The organism is Micromonospora sp. NPDC051296, from assembly GCF_040682255.1.
Taxonomy (GTDB): domain Bacteria; phylum Actinomycetota; class Actinomycetes; order Mycobacteriales; family Micromonosporaceae; genus Micromonospora; species Micromonospora craterilacus.
On sequence record NZ_JBFBAO010000146.1, the window covers coordinates 1 to 15,419 of the forward strand.

The 15,419-nt window shown below is 72.6% G+C and carries 21 protein-coding genes and 1 pseudogene; 12 read left to right on the top strand and 10 right to left on the bottom strand.

Going from position 1 to position 15,419, the window contains the following annotated elements; translation table 11 throughout:
• The 4 genes and pseudogenes from AB0M52_RS17050 to AB0M52_RS17065 all read left to right on the top strand — a co-directional run.
• A partial coding sequence (locus tag AB0M52_RS17050) for a substrate-binding domain-containing protein (protein ID WP_363954219.1) occupies positions 1-741 on the top strand: 741 nt, incomplete at its 5' end.
• A 127-nt stretch (positions 742-868) separates the two neighbouring features.
• Complete coding sequence (locus AB0M52_RS17055; RefSeq protein ID WP_363954221.1) at positions 869-1,279, top strand: RidA family protein; 411 nt, start codon at positions 869-871, stop codon at positions 1,277-1,279.
• A 6-nt stretch (positions 1,280-1,285) separates the two neighbouring features.
• Positions 1,286-1,393 (top strand): annotated as a pseudogene (locus tag AB0M52_RS17060) (GNAT family N-acetyltransferase); the annotation flags it as partial.
• A gap of 7 nt (positions 1,394-1,400) precedes the next feature.
• On the top strand, positions 1,401-1,541 hold the full coding sequence (locus tag AB0M52_RS17065; RefSeq protein WP_363954259.1) for a hypothetical protein: 141 nt from the start codon (positions 1,401-1,403) through the stop codon (positions 1,539-1,541).
• A 28-nt stretch (positions 1,542-1,569) separates the two neighbouring features.
• Here AB0M52_RS17065 and AB0M52_RS17070 read toward each other — a convergent pair whose 3' ends face one another.
• Together AB0M52_RS17070 and AB0M52_RS17075 are read right to left on the bottom strand one after the other, a co-directional pair.
• On the bottom strand, positions 1,570-2,085 hold the full coding sequence (locus tag AB0M52_RS17070) for an O-acetyl-ADP-ribose deacetylase (RefSeq protein ID WP_363954223.1): 516 nt from the start codon (positions 2,083-2,085) through the stop codon (positions 1,570-1,572).
• A gap of 1 nt (position 2,086) precedes the next feature.
• Complete coding sequence (locus AB0M52_RS17075) at positions 2,087-2,863, bottom strand: EI24 domain-containing protein (RefSeq protein WP_363954255.1); 777 nt, start codon at positions 2,861-2,863, stop codon at positions 2,087-2,089.
• A gap of 173 nt (positions 2,864-3,036) precedes the next feature.
• Here AB0M52_RS17075 and AB0M52_RS17080 point away from each other — a divergent pair, with 173 nt between their 5' ends.
• The 5 genes from AB0M52_RS17080 to AB0M52_RS17100 are packed head-to-tail and all read left to right on the top strand — an operon-like array spanning position 3,037 to position 7,612.
• The gene (locus tag AB0M52_RS17080; RefSeq protein WP_363954225.1) at positions 3,037-3,945 is read left to right on the top strand and encodes an ABC transporter ATP-binding protein; all 909 of its coding nucleotides are present in this window, start codon (positions 3,037-3,039) and stop codon (positions 3,943-3,945) included.
• A gap of 10 nt (positions 3,946-3,955) precedes the next feature.
• Complete coding sequence (locus AB0M52_RS17085) at positions 3,956-4,690, top strand: ABC transporter permease (RefSeq protein ID WP_363954227.1); 735 nt, start codon at positions 3,956-3,958, stop codon at positions 4,688-4,690.
• A 12-nt stretch (positions 4,691-4,702) separates the two neighbouring features.
• Positions 4,703-5,974: a sensor histidine kinase gene (locus tag AB0M52_RS17090; protein WP_363954229.1), complete on the top strand. Its 1,272-nt coding sequence runs from the start codon at positions 4,703-4,705 to the stop codon at positions 5,972-5,974.
• Positions 5,971-6,621, top strand: a complete 651-nt coding sequence (locus AB0M52_RS17095; RefSeq protein WP_363954231.1) for a response regulator transcription factor — start codon at positions 5,971-5,973, stop codon at positions 6,619-6,621. Before AB0M52_RS17090 ends, AB0M52_RS17095 begins: the two co-directional genes overlap by 4 nt.
• 4 nt (positions 6,622-6,625) lie before the next feature.
• On the top strand, positions 6,626-7,612 hold the full coding sequence (locus tag AB0M52_RS17100) for a YafY family protein (RefSeq protein WP_363954233.1): 987 nt from the start codon (positions 6,626-6,628) through the stop codon (positions 7,610-7,612).
• Here AB0M52_RS17100 and AB0M52_RS17105 read toward each other — a convergent pair.
• Positions 7,603-8,517, bottom strand: a complete 915-nt coding sequence (locus tag AB0M52_RS17105; RefSeq protein ID WP_363954235.1) for an SDR family oxidoreductase — start codon at positions 8,515-8,517, stop codon at positions 7,603-7,605. The genes AB0M52_RS17100 and AB0M52_RS17105 overlap by 10 nt on opposite strands.
• A 165-nt stretch (positions 8,518-8,682) precedes the next feature.
• Between AB0M52_RS17105 and AB0M52_RS17110 the strand changes: the two genes are divergently transcribed.
• The gene (locus AB0M52_RS17110) at positions 8,683-9,357 is read left to right on the top strand and encodes a 50S ribosomal protein L11 methyltransferase (RefSeq protein ID WP_363954237.1); all 675 of its coding nucleotides are present in this window, start codon (positions 8,683-8,685) and stop codon (positions 9,355-9,357) included.
• A 17-nt stretch (positions 9,358-9,374) separates the two neighbouring features.
• Here AB0M52_RS17110 and AB0M52_RS17115 read toward each other — a convergent pair whose 3' ends face one another.
• Together AB0M52_RS17115 and AB0M52_RS17120 are read right to left on the bottom strand one after the other, a co-directional pair.
• Positions 9,375-9,593: a hypothetical protein gene (locus tag AB0M52_RS17115; protein WP_363954239.1), complete on the bottom strand. Its 219-nt coding sequence runs from the start codon at positions 9,591-9,593 to the stop codon at positions 9,375-9,377.
• A 141-nt stretch (positions 9,594-9,734) separates the two neighbouring features.
• Positions 9,735-10,208, bottom strand: a complete 474-nt coding sequence (locus AB0M52_RS17120; protein WP_363954241.1) for a VOC family protein — start codon at positions 10,206-10,208, stop codon at positions 9,735-9,737.
• A gap of 23 nt (positions 10,209-10,231) precedes the next feature.
• Between AB0M52_RS17120 and AB0M52_RS17125 the strand changes: the two genes are divergently transcribed.
• Entirely contained in the window at positions 10,232-10,846 is a 615-nt protein-coding gene (locus AB0M52_RS17125; RefSeq protein ID WP_363954243.1) for a CGNR zinc finger domain-containing protein, read from the top strand.
• On the opposite strand, the gene AB0M52_RS17130 is transcribed toward AB0M52_RS17125, so the two are convergent.
• The 5 genes from AB0M52_RS17130 to AB0M52_RS17150 form a co-directional block, all read right to left on the bottom strand.
• Positions 10,843-11,577 carry an alanyl-tRNA editing protein gene (locus AB0M52_RS17130; protein ID WP_363954245.1) on the bottom strand — a complete coding sequence of 245 codons (735 nt, stop codon included), beginning with the start codon at positions 11,575-11,577 and terminating at the stop codon, positions 10,843-10,845. The two genes, AB0M52_RS17125 and AB0M52_RS17130, sit on opposite strands and share 4 nt — an antisense overlap.
• Positions 11,578-11,588: 11 nt before the next feature.
• Positions 11,589-12,476, bottom strand: coding sequence for an alpha/beta hydrolase (locus AB0M52_RS17135; protein ID WP_363954247.1), 888 nt, complete (start codon positions 12,474-12,476; stop codon positions 11,589-11,591).
• Positions 12,473-12,787 carry a DUF2516 family protein gene (locus AB0M52_RS17140; protein WP_363954249.1) on the bottom strand — a complete coding sequence of 105 codons (315 nt, stop codon included), beginning with the start codon at positions 12,785-12,787 and terminating at the stop codon, positions 12,473-12,475. The genes AB0M52_RS17135 and AB0M52_RS17140 overlap by 4 nt, the downstream gene beginning before the upstream one ends.
• A gap of 78 nt (positions 12,788-12,865) precedes the next feature.
• The gene (locus AB0M52_RS17145; protein WP_363954251.1) at positions 12,866-13,795 is read right to left on the bottom strand and encodes a hypothetical protein; all 930 of its coding nucleotides are present in this window, start codon (positions 13,793-13,795) and stop codon (positions 12,866-12,868) included.
• Positions 13,792-14,445 carry a helix-turn-helix transcriptional regulator gene (locus tag AB0M52_RS17150; protein WP_363954253.1) on the bottom strand — a complete coding sequence of 218 codons (654 nt, stop codon included), beginning with the start codon at positions 14,443-14,445 and terminating at the stop codon, positions 13,792-13,794. Before AB0M52_RS17150 ends, AB0M52_RS17145 begins: the two co-directional genes overlap by 4 nt.
• A 117-nt stretch (positions 14,446-14,562) precedes the next feature.
• Here AB0M52_RS17150 and AB0M52_RS17155 point away from each other — a divergent pair, with 117 nt between their 5' ends.
• Complete coding sequence (locus AB0M52_RS17155) at positions 14,563-15,354, top strand: alpha/beta hydrolase (protein ID WP_363954257.1); 792 nt, start codon at positions 14,563-14,565, stop codon at positions 15,352-15,354.
• Positions 15,355-15,419: the final 65 nt, after the last annotated feature.

Below are 15,419 nucleotides of genomic sequence, written 5' to 3' on the forward strand. Positions count from 1 at the left end.
ATCGGCACCGTCAACCGGGGCGTGCTGGCCGACAAGCAGCTGGTGCTGATGCTGGCCGGCTCGCCGGCCGGGCACGAGCGGGTCGAGCGGTACACCACCGGCCGGCACGTCGACGGGGTGCTGTTCGCCTCGCTGCACGGCGCCGACCCGCTGCCCGCCAAACTCGCGGCGCTGGGCATCCCAGTGGTGTGCAGCGGCCGGCCGCTGGACGGTTCGGACGTGCCGTACATCGACGTCGACCAGGTCGGCGGGGTGACCCGGGCGGTGCGGCACCTGATCGACGGCGGGCGGCGCCGGATCGCCACCATCGCTGGTCCACAGGACATGGTCGCCGGGATCGAGCGGCTGGCCGGCTACCGGGACACGGTGGCCGCCGCTGGGCTGCCGGAAATGGTGGCGGTCGGCGACTTCACCCGGGAGTCCGGGGCGGCGGCGATGCGCGAACTGCTCGCCGCCCACCCCGACCTGGACGCCGTCTTCGCCGCGTCGGACCTGATGGCCCACGCCGCCCTCCGTACGCTGCGCGAGGCGGGTCGGCGGGTACCGGACGACGTGGCGGTGATCGGCTTCGACGACATCGAGACCGCCGCGTACACCGACCCACCGCTGACCACCGTCCGGCAGCCGATACTGGAGCTCGGCCGGCAGGGCACCCGGCTGCTGCTCCGCCTCGCCGCCGGCGAGCCCGTCGAGCCGGCCCTCATCCTCCCCACCGAGCTGGTCATCCGCGAATCCGCCTGAAGTGCAAGGAAGGGCCCCTTTTTAACGCCTCCGGTAGAGAAAGGGCCCCCTGCTAACACCTGGCCGGTCAACGGCTGGCCGGCTTAATCCGTGGCGATCAGCGACCGGGCTGGCTAGCCTGCCGCACATGTCCGATCCGGTCCGGCTGCTGGCCGTGCCCGCCCTCTCCGACGGCGTCGAGTACGCCTACCTGGCGACCGTGGCGCCCTCGACCCGGCTGGTCTTCACCGCTGGCGCCTGCCCACTGGGCACCGACGGGCGTACCGTCACACCGGGTGATCATGTCGCCCAGGCCCGGCAGGTGATGGCCAACCTGGAGGCCGCCCTCACTGCCGGCGGCGCGACCTTGGCCGACGTGGTCAAGAGCACGGTGTACGTGGCGTCGTCGCAGCGGGCCGATCTGGTCGCCGTGTGGCAGGTGGTCCGGGACACCTTCGGCGACCACGACCCGCCCAGCACACTGCTCGGCGTCGCGGTGCTCGGCTACCCCGACCAGCTCGTCGAGGTCGAGGCGATCGCCGCCGTAGCGGCCCGCTGACCGCCCATGCTCATCCGCCCCGCGCACCCCGACGACGCGCCAGCGGTGGTCGCGCTGCGTACGCTCGTGTTTCCCTTCCTGCTCCGTGGCGTCGCGTCCACCCGGCAGCTGATCCCGGGCGGTGGATGGCGGGATCACCACCGTCGCGTTGACCGGGAACGACGCGGCGAACGCACCGATGCTGGCGGTCAACACCCGGCTCGGCTACCGGCCGGTGGCCAGCCAGTGGTCCTGCGTACGCGAGCTGCGGCCGGCCGGCTGAGCCGGCCCGGCCGGCGGCGACCGCCGAGTCATCCGCCCGCGTACACCCGCTCGGCGGTGGCGAAGGTGTCGGCGCCGAAAAGCACCAGCCGAGCCTCGGTGACGCTCACCGGGGTCGCCGCGCGCAGCACCGACAGGGCCTGCGCCACCGCGTCCTCGACCGGCCAGCTGTAGATCCCGGCGGAGATCAGCGGGAAGGCGACCGTGGCCGCGCCGAGCCCGTCGGCGACGGCGAGGCTGTTGGCGTAGCAGTCGCGCAGCAGCGCCGAGCGGTCCTCGGTGGCCGACCAGACCGGGCCGACCGTGTGCACCACCCAGCGCGCCGGCAGGTCACCCGCGGTGGTCGCCACCGCCTGCCCGGTCGGCAGGCCCCGGCCGTACCGGGAGGCGCGCAACGCGCGGCACTCTTCGAGGATCGCCGGCCCGCCCCGGCGGTGGATCGCGCCGTCCACTCCTCCGCCGCCGAGCAGCGACGAGTTCGCGGCGTTGACCACCACGTCCACCCGCTCGGCGGTGAGGTCCCCCTCGACCAGGGTGATGTCCACGTCAGTCCTCCGTGATCGGCTGGCCGAGCGAGCGGCGGGCCAGCAGGGTGGCGCCGGCCACCGCCGCCGGCATGAGCAGCACCGCCCCGAGTGGGATCAGGAAGCAGACGAAGACCGCCACCCCGAACCCGAGCGCGGTGGGGCGGTCCGCCCGCAGCGCCGCCCGGCGGTCCGGCAGCCGCTTGCCCCGACGGTAAAAAGGCGCGCCCACCAGTTCCACGGCGAGCAGCCAGCCGCCCACCGAGGCACCGATCACCGGTACCACGGTCTGGCCGACCACCGGGATGAAGCCGGCGGCGAACAGCGGGATGCCGACCAGTGCCGCCAGGGCCACCAGGCGGATCGAGTCGGCGGTGCTACGCCGCAGCGACGGCCAGAACGGCACCTCGACCGCGTCGGCGGCACCGCCGTACCGCTCCTCCACCCGCTCCGAGATCTTCTCGTAGAACGGGTCGCCGATGACCAGCGTGACCGCCGTGAAGGTGAGCACCGTGAGCAGGCCGCCGAGGCCGAGGAAGGCCAGCGCGGCGATCACCCGGACCAGGCTCCGCGCCACCGCCGGCCAGTCGTCGGCGAACGGGGTCACCGCGGCGGCCAGGTCGCCGACGAAGAACACCAGGGTGGCGTACGCGGCGACGAAGATCACCCCGGAGATCAGTGCCGGTACGACGCCGAGCAGCATCAGCCCGGGGCTGCGTACGTAGAGGCCGACGCCGCGGAGCAGTAGCGCGGCCCCACCGGCGAACCGGCGTGCGGCGCTCACGGCGGTGCCCGGGATCCCGGATGCGTCCACGTCGGAGAGCCTAGTCACCCGTTGCCGCATCAACCGGTTGACGGATCGCCGGAGTCAACCGGCGCCATGGAGATCGCCTACGGCTGGTCGATCCGCCCCCGGCTCACCGCCGCGACCCTGGACGGGTACTCGAAACGCCAACGGCGAAAGGCGACGCCATGCCGGTCATCGAGGTGACCAACCTGCACAAGCGGTACGGCGAGACGGTCGCCGTGGACGACGTGTCGTTCACCGTCGCGGCCGGGGAGATCTTCGGCGTGCTCGGCCCGAACGGTGCCGGCAAGACCACCACCGTGGAGTGTGTCGCCGGGCTCCGCGTCCCAGACGGGGGCGGGGTGTCGGTCCTCGGGCTCGACCCCCGCCGGGACGCCACCCGACTCCGCCAACTGGTGGGGGTGCAGCTTCAGGAGAGCCAACTGCCGGACCGGCTCCGGGTCGCGGAGGCGCTGGAACTGTACGCGTCGTTCTACCGCGACCCGGCCGACCCGGCCCGGCTGATCGACGAACTGGGCCTCGCCGAGAAGCGGAACACCCCGTACGACAAGCTCTCCGGCGGTCAGAAGCAGCGACTGTCGATCGCGCTGGCGCTGGTCGGCAATCCGAAGATCGCCATCCTGGACGAGCTGACCACCGGACTCGACCCGCAGGCCCGGCGGGACACCTGGAGTCTCATCGAACGGGTGCGGGACCGCGGCGTGACGATCGTGCTGGTCACCCACTTCATGGAGGAGGCCGAGCGGCTCTGCGACCGGGTGGCCGTGATTAATCAGGGGCGGGTGGCGGCGCTGGACAGCCCTGCCGGGCTGGTGACCTCCGTGACGCCGGAGCAGCGAATCCGGTTCCGCCCGTCCGCACCGGTGGACGACCGGCTCTTCACCGATCTGCCGCAGGTCAGCTCCGTGACCCGCAACGGCAGCCAGGTGGTGGTGGCCGGCACCGGTGACGTGCTGCACGCGGTCACCTCGGTCCTCGCCCGCAACCAGATCATCGTCGCCGAACTACGGCTGGAGCAGGCCACGCTGGACGACGCGTTCGTCGAGCTGACCGGGCACCGGCTCACCGACTGAGGGGAACACGATGCACGCCTTCGGACAGATCCTCAAGACTGAGGCGAAGCTCTACCTGCGGGACATCCCGACGCTGGTGCTCACCATCGGACTGCCCACCCTGATCCTGGTGGTGCTCGGGCTCATCCCCACGCTCCGTGAGCCCGACGCGAACTTCGGCGGGCAGTCCTTCATCACCTACTTCACCCCGTCGCTGCTGGTGCTGACGCTGGCGATGGTCGGGGTGAACGCCCTGCCCACCGTGCTGGCCACCTATCGGGAACGGGGCATCCTCCGTCGGCTGGCCACCACACCGGCCAGTCCGCTGGCGCTGCTGACCGCCCAACTCGTCCTCGCCCTGGTCGGCATCCTGACCAGCGCGGTCATACTCGCCCTGGTCGCCCGGTTCGCGTTCGGCTCACCGCTGCCCCAGCACCTGCTCGGCTTCGTGGCGGCGCTCGTCCTGGGTACAGCGGCACTGCTCGCGTTGGGGCTGCTGGTCGCCGCGGTCGCCCGGACGGCCAAGGCCGCGCAAGCACTGGCCGTACCGCTGTTCATGGTGGTCATGTTCTTCGGCGGGGTCTACCTGCCGCGGTTCCTGCTGCCCGACTTTCTGGCCGAGGTCGGCGCCTACACCCCGCCCGGTGTGCAGGCGCTGCTCGACGCCTGGACCGGCACCGCACCGCACCCGCTGCACCTGGGGATAATGGCGGTGATCGCCGTGGCGGCCAGCGCCGGTGCGGCGAAACTGTTCCGCTGGGAGTGAGCGGGGGCCGGGATGACCTGCAGCAGCAACGAGGCCGACCGGCTGGACAGTTGGCAGGCGCGGGAGGCGGGCCTGTACCGGGTGCTGCCCTACGCAGGGCTGGCCGTCGGGACGCTGCTGGCCACCGTCACCCCGGCACCCAGCGGCCTCCCGGCGACGCCCACCCTGGCCATCACCGCGGCGGCCGGGTGCTGGGTCGCCTGGTTCCTCACTTTGCATCCGGCCTGGCAGAGCCGGCGTGGGCTGATGGTGGTCTACTACGTCGGGCTGCTCGCGTTCGCCACCGCCCTGGTGATCGCCAACCCGTGGTACGCCTTCTTCGCCTGGGTGGGTTTCCTGCACGCCTTCCTCGCGCTGCCCGGCAGGTGGGCGTTCGCCGGGGTGGTCGCGACCGCCGTCCTGGTCGCCACCGCACAGGCCGGCGGCCTGGCCAGCGCAGCGACTAACTGGCCACTCTGGCTGGTGCTGGTGCTCTTCAACGGGCTGGTGGCCAGCGGCGTGAGCTGGTTCCGCCTCGTCGCCGAGCGGCAGAGCAACCACCGCAAGCTGCTGCTGGAGGAGCTCGCCACGGCCAATCGCCAGCTCGCCGAGACGGCGCGGGAGAACGAGGGGCTGCACGCCCAGCTCATCACCCAGGCCCGGGAGGCGGGCGTGCTGGACGAGCGCCAGCGGATGGCCCGGGAGATCCACGACACCCTGGCCCAGGGGCTGACCGGCATCATCACCCAGCTGGAGGCCGCCGAGCAGTCCCGGGACCGCTCCGCCGACTGGCGGCGACACGTGGACAACGCGCTGGCCCTGGCTCGGGAGAGCCTCACCGAGGCACGCCGCTCGGTGCGGGCGGTCCGCCCGGAGCCGCTGGAGACCGCCCGGCTGCCCGACGCGCTCTCCGAGCTGGGCGGGCGCTGGTCTGCCCTGCACGGGGTACGGGCCAACGTCAGCACCACCGGCACGCCCCGCCCGCTGCACCCGGAGATCGAGGTGACTCTGCTCCGGGCCGCCCAGGAGGCGCTGGCCAACGTGGCCCGGCACGCCGCAGCGTCCCGGGTCGGGCTGACCCTGTCGTACATGTCGGACGTGGTGACCCTGGACGTCCGTGACGACGGGACGGGTTTCGACGTCGCCAACGCACCGGCGGCCCGGGAGCCGGACGGCGGCTACGGCCTGACCGCCATGCGGCAGCGGGTGACCCGGGTCGGCGGTCGACTGGACGTCGAATCCGAGCCGGGCGGCGGCACCGCCGTTTCGGCGTCCGTACCCGCGCTTCCCGGAGGTGCCGGTTGACCGAGCTGGTACGCCTGCTGATCGTCGACGACCACCCGGTGGTGCGGGACGGTCTGCGCGGCATGTTCACCGGCGACCCCGGCTTCGAGGTGGTCGGCGAGGCGGCGGACGGTTCCGAGGCGCTGGCCCGGGCCGCGACCCTGCATCCGGACGTGGTGCTGATGGACCTGCGGATGCCCGGGATGGACGGGGTGACCGCGATCGGCCGGCTGACCCGCTCGGGCAGCCCGGCGAAGGTGCTGGTGCTGACCACGTACGACACGGACGCGGACGTGCTGCCGGCGATCGAGGCCGGCGCCACCGGCTACCTGCTCAAGGACGCTCCCCGCGAGGAACTGGTCCGGGCGGTACGGGCCGCCGCCCGGGGTGAGTCGGTCCTCTCGCCCAGCGTGGCCGGCCGGCTGATGGGCCGCCTGCGCGCACCCCGCCAGCCGGCCGAGGAGCCGCTCAGCCAGCGCGAACTGGAGGTGCTCACCCTGGTGGCCCGCGGCTCGTCGAACCGGGAGGCCGCCGCCCGGCTGTTCATCAGCGAGGCCACGGTCAAGACCCACCTGCTGCACGTCTACGCCAAGCTCGGGGTCAACGACCGGGCCGCGGCGGTGGCCGCCGCGTACGACCGGGGTCTGCTCACCCCCGGGGGCAGGTGAGCGGGTGCGGGCGTCGCGGTTGATCTCGTTGCTGCTGCTGTTGCAGGCGCGGGAGGTGATGACGGCGGCGGAGCTGGCCCGGGAGCTGGAGGTCTCCGAGCGGACGGTGTACCGGGACGTGCTGGCGCTCTCCGCCGCCGGGGTGCCGGTCTACGCCGACCGGGGTCGGGCCGGCGGCTACCGGCTGCTCGGCGGCTACCGGACCCGGCTGACCGGGATGACCCGGGACGAGGCGGAAGCCCTGTTTCTCGCCGGGCTGCCCGGCCCGGCCGGCGACATGGGGCTGGCCGACGCGGTCGCGGCGGCGGAACTGAAGGTCCTCGCGGCACTGCCGCCGAGCCTGCGCGACGCGCCCGCACGCACCGGGCAGCGGTTCCACCTGGACGTGCCGGGCTGGTACCGGCAGACCGCGCCACCACCGTGGCTGGCCGAGCTGGCCGGCGCGGTCTGGCGGGACGGGGTGGTCACGATCCAGTACCGACGCGGCGACCACGAGGTCACCCGGCGGGTCTGCCCGTACGGCCTGGTGCTCAAAAGCGGAATCTGGTATTTGGTCGGCCGGGTCGGCGAGGACCTGCGCACCTACCGGGTAGACCGGGTGACCGCGGTCGAACCGCACGAGGAGACCTTCGACCGGGAACCCGGCTTCGACCTGGCGGACCACTGGCAGGCACAGGCCGAGTCGTTCCTGCGGAGCATGCTGCGGGCCGAGGTGACGCTCCGGCTGAGCCCCACCGGCCTGCGCCAGCTCCGACACCTGGCCGACACCCCGTTCGGGTACGACGAGGCGGTCGCCGCCGCGACCGGACCCGACGGGCAGGGCTGGGTCACGACCCGGCTGCCCGTCGAGTCCGTCGAGGTGGCGTACACCCAACTGCTCGGGCTGGGTCCGGAGGCGGAGGTGCTCGACCCGCCCGAGCTGCGGGCGCGACTGGCCGACGCGGCGGCCCGGTTCGCCACGCTCTACGCCGATTCTGACGGTCAGCGGTAGTCGGTGACGTCGGCGGGCTTGCCGGCGTTGACCACCTCGATGATGTAGCGGTAGGCGTCCGGCTGGCTGCCGTCGACGTCGGTGAAGCCGTACACCTTGGCCAGTTCACCGGCGGAGACCGACTGGCCACTCCAGCGATTCCGGTCCTCGTCGGCGGCGAGCGCAGCGACCGCCCGCCCGACGAACGCCGGCGTCTCGGAGATCAGGAAATGCGGGTCCTTGGCGGCGCCGTCGCGCCAGTTCTCCTCGGTGACGCCGAAGTGTTCCAGCATCGCCTCGGACCGCAGCCACCCCGGGCTGAGCGCGACGGCGGTGCCGCCGTACGGCTTCAGCTCGTGGGCCCAGGTGAAGGCGAGCCGGTTGACCGAGGTCTTGGCCAGGTCGTAGAAGACCGACAGCCGATAGTTGTCGTCGTTGTACGCCTTGGTGCCGTCGCCGATCTCCACGACCAGGCCACCGGGGCGGCGGATCAGCAGCGGCAGCGCGAAGTGGCTGGTGATGACGTGGGTGTCGACCGCCAGCCGCAGCGTGCGGAAGCCGGCGTCCAGCGGCTGTTCCCAGACCGGCTTCTCCCAGGTGATCAGCGGATCGGCACCCCAGACGTCGTTGACCAGCACGTCGAGCTGGCCCTGCTCGGCGTCGATCCGCTCGACGAGGGCCCGTACCTCGTCGGGCACCAGGTGGTCGACCCGGACCGCGATCCCGGTGCCGCCGGCCGCGGTCACCAGCTCGGCGGTCTCCTCGATGGTCTCCGGCCGGTCCAGTTCGGAGCGGCCGGCCCGGCTGCTACGGCCCGTGGTGTAGACCGTGGCACCCGCCGCCCCGAGTTGCACCGCGATCTGCCGGCCGGCGCCCCGAGTCGCCCCGGCGACCAGCGCCACCTTTCCTGTCAGCGATTTCGTCATGGATCTCACGCTGCCAGGAATACCTGACAGCCGAAGTCAGGTTTCGCGGCAACGTGTTTGCCAGCCCGATGGGTATCTAGGCTATTGCCGGCGCGTGCCGCCCTCGGCGGTCGGCTCGCGTCGGCGCAGCACCCGCCGCGACGGACCGCCCACAGGGAGCTTGTCTTGTCGACACCAACCGACGCCCTGCTGGCACCCTTCGTCGCGTCCCGCGCCGATGGATTCGACGGATTACGCCTCGTCCGGCTTCCGTTCGTACCGGAGATCCGCCTGCACCTAGCCGACGACGCGATCGTGCTGCGGGCCAGGTTGGAGGCGCGGGTCGGGCCGGGGCTCACGCCGTTCTGGGCGAACGCCTGGGCCGGCGGCCAGGCCCTCGCCCGGTACGTCCTGGACCACCCACAGGTGGTGGCTGGCCGTCGGGTGCTCGACGTGGCGTCCGGCTCTGGCCTGGTCGCCATCGCCGCAGCCAAGGCTGGCGCCGCCGAGGTGACCGCAAACGACATCGACCCGTACGCGCTCGCGGCCGTCGCGATGAACACCGCGGCCAACGCGGTCGCTGTAGCGGCGCAGGATGGCGACCTGCTCGACGGCGATGGCGGCGACGCCGACGTGATCCTTGCCGGCGATGTCTTCTACACCCCCGAACTGGCCGCACGGATGCTCGGGTTCCTACGCCGCGCTGCCGCCCGCGACGCACGTTTCCTCGTCGGTGATCCCAGCCGCGGGCACCTGCCCAACCGGTGGCTGAAGGTACAGACCAGCTACCTGGTAGCCGGTCTGGGCGCCGCTGAGGACGCCGAACTCACCAAGGTCTCGGTACTCGGCCCCGCTGGCTAGGTCTCGGTGCCCACCGATCAGGATCCCACGGCCTGCCAGTTCCCCCGGCCGTCCATCCACGCGCTGGCCAGGATCTCCGCCGACCGCAGGCCCGGACACGGGTAGATCTTCGACCCGCCGGCACCGCCGCCGGCTCGGGCCTCGACCTCCCACGAGTCGCCATCGGTGCGGATAAACACGTCGCGACGCCCTCGCGCGGTGCGGTCGCCGTTCCACCAGTGACGCTCGGTTCTCACCCACAGACCGTACAGCATTTGTCGAGCACGGAACCTTGACGATCTTGGTCGATGCGCTCTGCCTGTAGCTTCTCACCACGGGCCGGACGGGCGCGGGACGCCCGCGCCCGTCCGCCTGCCCCGACGGGCCGAGGGCAGGCGTCACTGCACGTCGAACTCGTTGCCTTCCGGGTCGGCCATGGTGGTGTGCCGGCTGCCCCGGTCGGCGACCTCGTGCAGGATGGTCGCGCCGAGCGCTTCCAGGCGCTTGACCTCCGCCTCCCGGGCCTCCGGACCGAAATGCAGGTCGAGGTGGAGCCGGTTCTTCACGGTCTTGGGCTCCGGCACCAGCTGGAACAGCAGCCGGCGTCCCAGGCCGGTGCCGCTGGCCGGGTCGACCGGGTCGTCGGGGTGGCGCACCGCGATCAGCTCGCGGAACGCCTTGCGCCCGTCGACCTCGATGTACGCCTCTGGGCCGATCACCCCGGCGCCGGCCAGCCCCTCGACCAGGACGCTGTTGTCCTCGACCTGGTAGTGGAGGGCCGCCGCCCAGAACCGCGCCTGGGCGTGCGGGTCGGCGCAGTCCACCACGAGCTTCCACTGCACGGCCATCGAATCCTCCTCGTCGTCGACCATCTGTAACCAGTTATAGTGGTTACATGGCGACGCGGGCAACCGGACTCACCCTGGTCTCCCACGACGGGGCCCGGTTCTTCTTCGACCCCGGCGCGCTCTGCCTGGAGTTCCTCACCACCGGCGGGCCGGGCGAACTGGCCCGCTGGGAAGTCCTGCACCAACCCGGCGACCTGACCGCCTGGCTCGCGCAGTCCCGGCTGCGGCTCGACCCGGCCCAGGTCACCGTGAACGCGGACGAACTTGCCGCCGCCCGGCGGCTGCGCGACGCGCTCTGGCGGTTCGCCCGCGCCCGGGCCGCCGGCCAGCCCGCCCCGGCCGCCGACCTCGCCACGGTCAACGACCTCGCCGCGCCCGCCCCGCTCGTGCCGCGCCTGACCGCCGGCACGGGCACCGACACCGTCCACTCCTGGGCGCTGCCGGCGACCGGCACCCACACACTCGCCACGATTGCCCGCGACGCCGTCGACCTCTTCTCCGGCCCGTACGCCGACCGGATCCGCGAGTGCGGTGGGCACTGCTACCTGATCTTCGTGGACACCTCGCGGCCCGGTCGCCGCCGCTGGTGCGCGATGGAACGCTGCGGAAACCGGCAGAAGATACGCGCCATGCGCGCCCGCCAGAAGCCCACCGGCGGCTAGGCGAGGCGGATGCGGACCCGACGGTTGGCGCGGCCCTTGCTCTCCACCTTGACCACCCGCACCTTGCCGATCTGCGCGGTCGACGCGACGTGCGTCCCCCCGTCGGCCTGTACGTCCAGCCCGACGATGTCGACGATGCGAACCTCCGCCTCGTCGGCCGGAATCAGGTTCGACTGGGTACGGATGATGTCCGGCAGGGCCAGCGCCTCCGCGCGCGCCAGCACCCGGGTGGCGACCGACCGGTCGGCGGCCACCTCGGCGTTGACCAGCTCCTCGATGCGGGTCTTGAAGTCGGTCGGCACCTCGGGCAGGTTGAAATCCATCCTGGCCTCGCCGGGTTCCATGTTGCCGCCGGTGACCAGCGCGCCGAAGTCGCGGAACACCACCCCGCAGAGCACGTGCAACCCGGAGTGGGTACGCATCAGCTGGGTGCGCCGCTCGTCCTCGACCGCGCCGGTGACCGTGGTGCCGGCCGGCGGCAGCGGGTCATCCTCGGCGGGGATCAGCCACAGGTCGTCGGCCTTGCGGGTGCCGACGATCCGGGTCTGCACCCCCTGCCAGAGCAGTACGCCGTGGTCCGGCGGCTGGCCGCCACCGCCCGGGTAGAACGCCGATCGGTCCAGCACGATGCCCTGCTCGGGGTCGCTGTGCAGGACCGTGCACTCCCACTCGCGCAGAGTCGGGTCGGCCAGGTCGAGACGGTGCGTACGGCCGTGCTGTGTGACGCCCATGACAGGGCAGGCTACCCGTTGAGGAACTCGGAAATGCGGCTACGCAGGTCGGCGCGTTCCGTCCACAGCACACCTGGGCGGTCGTACCGGTGCAGGGTCGCCCGGGGCAACGCGGCGGCGAGCTGCTCGGCGACCTCCACCGGATGCAGGTCGTCCCCTTCGGCGGCGATGACCAGGGCCGGCGCCGTCACCTTGGCGAGCGCACCGGCGTCGGTCAGCGGTGCCTGCTCCGGCAGGTCGGCCAACCCGAAGGCGAGCCCGTCCCGCAGCAGGTGGTCCAGCCGCTGCCGCAGGTACGCCCACCCGGCCGGGGTGTTTCGTACGGCCGACGGCAGCTCGGCCGCCACGACCTCGGCCACCGCCGAGGCGTCCCCGCTCTCCACCGCCTCCAGCAGCTCGGTCAGCCGCGCCCGGGCCACCGGCCCGCGGGGCTGGTCCAGCGCGGCGGGCAGGAAGAAGACGAGCCGCTCGAAGCGCTCCGGGCTCTCGACGAGCAGGCGGCACAGCGCGCCCGCACCGAGGCTGGCCCCGAAGGCCCGGGTCGCCCCGCCGAGGTCCGCGACAGCCCGCAGGTCCCGGGCGAGATCGAGGTAGTCCCACCGGCCTTCGGGTGCGTCGGAGCGACCGTGGCCACGGAACTGGAAGAAGACCTTGCGACCGGTCACACCGCTGCCGAAGGGGCGGGTGGTGGCGATGCCGTTGCCCAGCCCGTGGGCGAACACGGTGACCGGATCACCGGTGCCGGTGACCAGCCGCTCCAGGCGTACCCCGTGCGGCGTGGCGACCAGCTCGGTCTCCGGCTCGGGCAGCGGCGGTCGGCCGCTGCGCGGCCCGCCCGGGCCGGGACCCCAGGTCCGAGGTCCGCCGTCCGGTGGTGGTGGCCAGCGGAAGGCCCTCACCAGGACCCTCTACCGTCGCCCAACTCGCGTAGCCCGACCCGGACGTCGAGCAGGTAGATGAGAGCGGCCGCGATGCCGATCAACCCGAAGATGCTGAGCGTGGTCTGGGTCAGCAGGGTCAGCAGGAGGGTGACCGCGAGGATGGCGATCCAGCCGCCCTTCGGGAGCGTGCCGATGGCGGGGAAGGCGTCCGAGCGCTGCGTGATGGCGTGCACGAGGGCCACCCCCTGCACGACCAGAGCGAAGACGAACAGGATCAGGTCGATCACGGTGCGGACATCGAAGGCGAAGATCGGCGCGGCGTTGGCCATGACGGCAAGCTTATGCCGGCGACCCCGGATCCGTCCGACAGGACGGTGACCGGGATCGCCGGCAGTTGGGCCGGACCGTCACTCGGCGGCCGGACGGCTCCGCTTGGTGGCTCGGGGCAGCTTCGCCGACGGGGTGGCGGTCCGCTTGGCGGCGGCCTCCCGGGTGGTCGCCTTGGCGCGAGTGCTCTTCCTGGCCGTGGCCGGCTTGGCCTCCGCGACCTCGGCCACCTCGGCCGGGCTCGGCACCTTGGCCGACTTGGCCTGCACGGCCGGCTTGGCCTGCACGGCCGGCTTGGCCTGCACAGCCGGCTTGGCCTGCACAGCCGGCTTGGCCTGCACAGCCGGCTTGGTCGCCACCTTGGGCTGCGCGGCCGGCTCGGCGGTCAACCCCGGCGGGGCGATCGCCTCGGGCTCCACGGTGGCCTCGGTGGCCTCGATGTCGGCGTTCACCGTGTCGGCGGCCTCCAGCACGCCCGCGCCGACCACCCGCTCGCCCCGCGCTACCAGCGCACCGTACGCGGCCAGTGCCCGCTCCTGCGCGGCCTGGGCACTGGCGACGACCACGGCGGCGTTGCGGGTCGCCGCCTCGCGCAGCCGGTCCAGGTCGGCGGCCTCGCGGAGCTTGTCGAAGTCAGCCGCCTCGCGGAGCCGGTTGAAGTCCGCGGCCTCGCGGAGCTTCGCCAGGTCGGCGGCCTCGCGGAGCTTGTTGAGGTCGGCGGCCTCGCGGAGCTTGTTGAAGTCGGCCGCCGGGGCAGCCTTCTGCCGGAGCGACTCGGCGGTCAGGTTGGCGTTGCGCAGCGCGTCGTTGGCCTTCTGGCGCAGCTCGAAGCCGGTGACGACGGCCTTGCCACCGAGGTCGTTGACGACCCGGCCGCCGTCGGCGACGACCCGGTCGCGCAGCTCACCGACCACGGCGGGCAGCTTGCGCAGCTGCTCCAGGGCCAGCTCGCCGGCACCGGCAGCGGCGTAGATCGGAGCGGGAATGCGGTTGGTCTTCGGCTGGGTCATGACTTCTCCTCCTCGGCCGCGGCGGCGGCCTTGCGGACCACCTTGCGGGCGGCCTTCCTGGCAGGGGTACGGGTCGGCGCGGCGGCCGCACCCGCCTCGGTCACGGCGACCGACTCGAGGACGGCCTCGGTCGGCGATCCCTCAACGGTGGTGGGCCCGGTCGCGGCCAGGTTCGCCACGTCAGGCGCGGTGACGTCGGGCGCGGTGACGTCGGTGGCGGTTGCGGTGCCCGTATCGGTGGTGCCCGGGCCCGGGCCGGCGGCGGCCTCGCTCGCGGCACCGGCAGCGGCGGCGGTCGCCTCGGCGAGCCGGGCGTTCTCCCGGCGGAACGTCTCGTAGATCTGGGTCAGGGACTGCTTCTGGGCCATCGTCAGGTCCGGGTCGACCGCGATGGCCGCCAGCACACCCTGGCCCTCCTTGTCGTCGAGCAGCCCGGCCCGCAGGTACATCGCCGGGGTGGAGACCCGTAGCGCGCTGGCGAGCTGCTGGAGCACCTCGGCGCTGGGCCGACGCAGGCCGCGTTCGATCTGACTGAGGTAGGGGTTGCTGACTCCGGCCTGCTCGGCGAGCTGCCGCAGCGAGATCTTCGCGTTTCGCCGCAGATCACGAATGAACCCGCCGACGTCGGGAAGGTCCTTGGGAGTGGCCATGACTCAACGCTAGCGCGGGCTGCTAGCAGCTGCAAGCGGAACGCTAGCCAGAGTTAGCAGGGTCTCACTGTCCGGTTGCGTGCCACTCGTACCCGGTCGTACCGTCCTGCGGTGACCATGATCGAAGTAAATGGTGCCCGGCTGGCGTACGACGAGGTCGGCAGCGGATCCCCGGTCGTCCTGCTCCATGCCGGCATCGCCGACCGCCGGATGTGGCGGGAGCAGGTCGACGCGCTCGCCACCCGGTACCGGGTGATCGCCCTTGATCTGCGCGGCTACGGCGAGTCCGAGCTGCCGCCCACCCCCTTCGCCCACCACCACGACGTGGCCGGCCTGCTCGACGCGCTCGGCCTGACCCGCGCCGCCCTGGTCGGCTGCTCGTTCGGTGGGGCGGTGGCGATCGACACCGCACTCGCCCACCCGGATCGGGTGAGCGCGCTCGCCCTGCTCGGCACCGCCGTGTCCGGCCACGAATGGTCCGAGCAGACCAACGACCTGTGGGAGACGCTGGTCGGCGAGGTCGACCCGGAGGACTTCGCCGCCACCGCCGCGGGCGAGGTGCGGTTCTGGGTGGTCGGCCCGGAGCGCAGCCCGGAGGACGTCGACCCACAACTGATCGCCTTCGCCACTGCGATGGACGAACGCGCGCTCGCCGCCGAGCTGGCGCTCAGCGCGGTGGACATCGCCGAATTGGACCCGCCGGCCGTCGACCGGCTCGGTGAGCTGGGCATGCCCGTCCTGGTCGGCGCGGGCGCGGCAGACGTACCCGACATCCGGCAACTGGCCGATCGCATCGCGGCCGAGGCACCGCAGGCGGTGCGGCTGCCCGACGTACCGGACGCTGCCCACCTGCTGCCGCTGGAGCGCCCGGCCCCGGTCAACGCCGCGCTGCTCGACTTCCTGCCCTGAGAATCTGCCGTCTGGTGCCCGGCGCCGGGCACCAGAAAGATCGGGATAGGGTCGTGTAGGGAAAG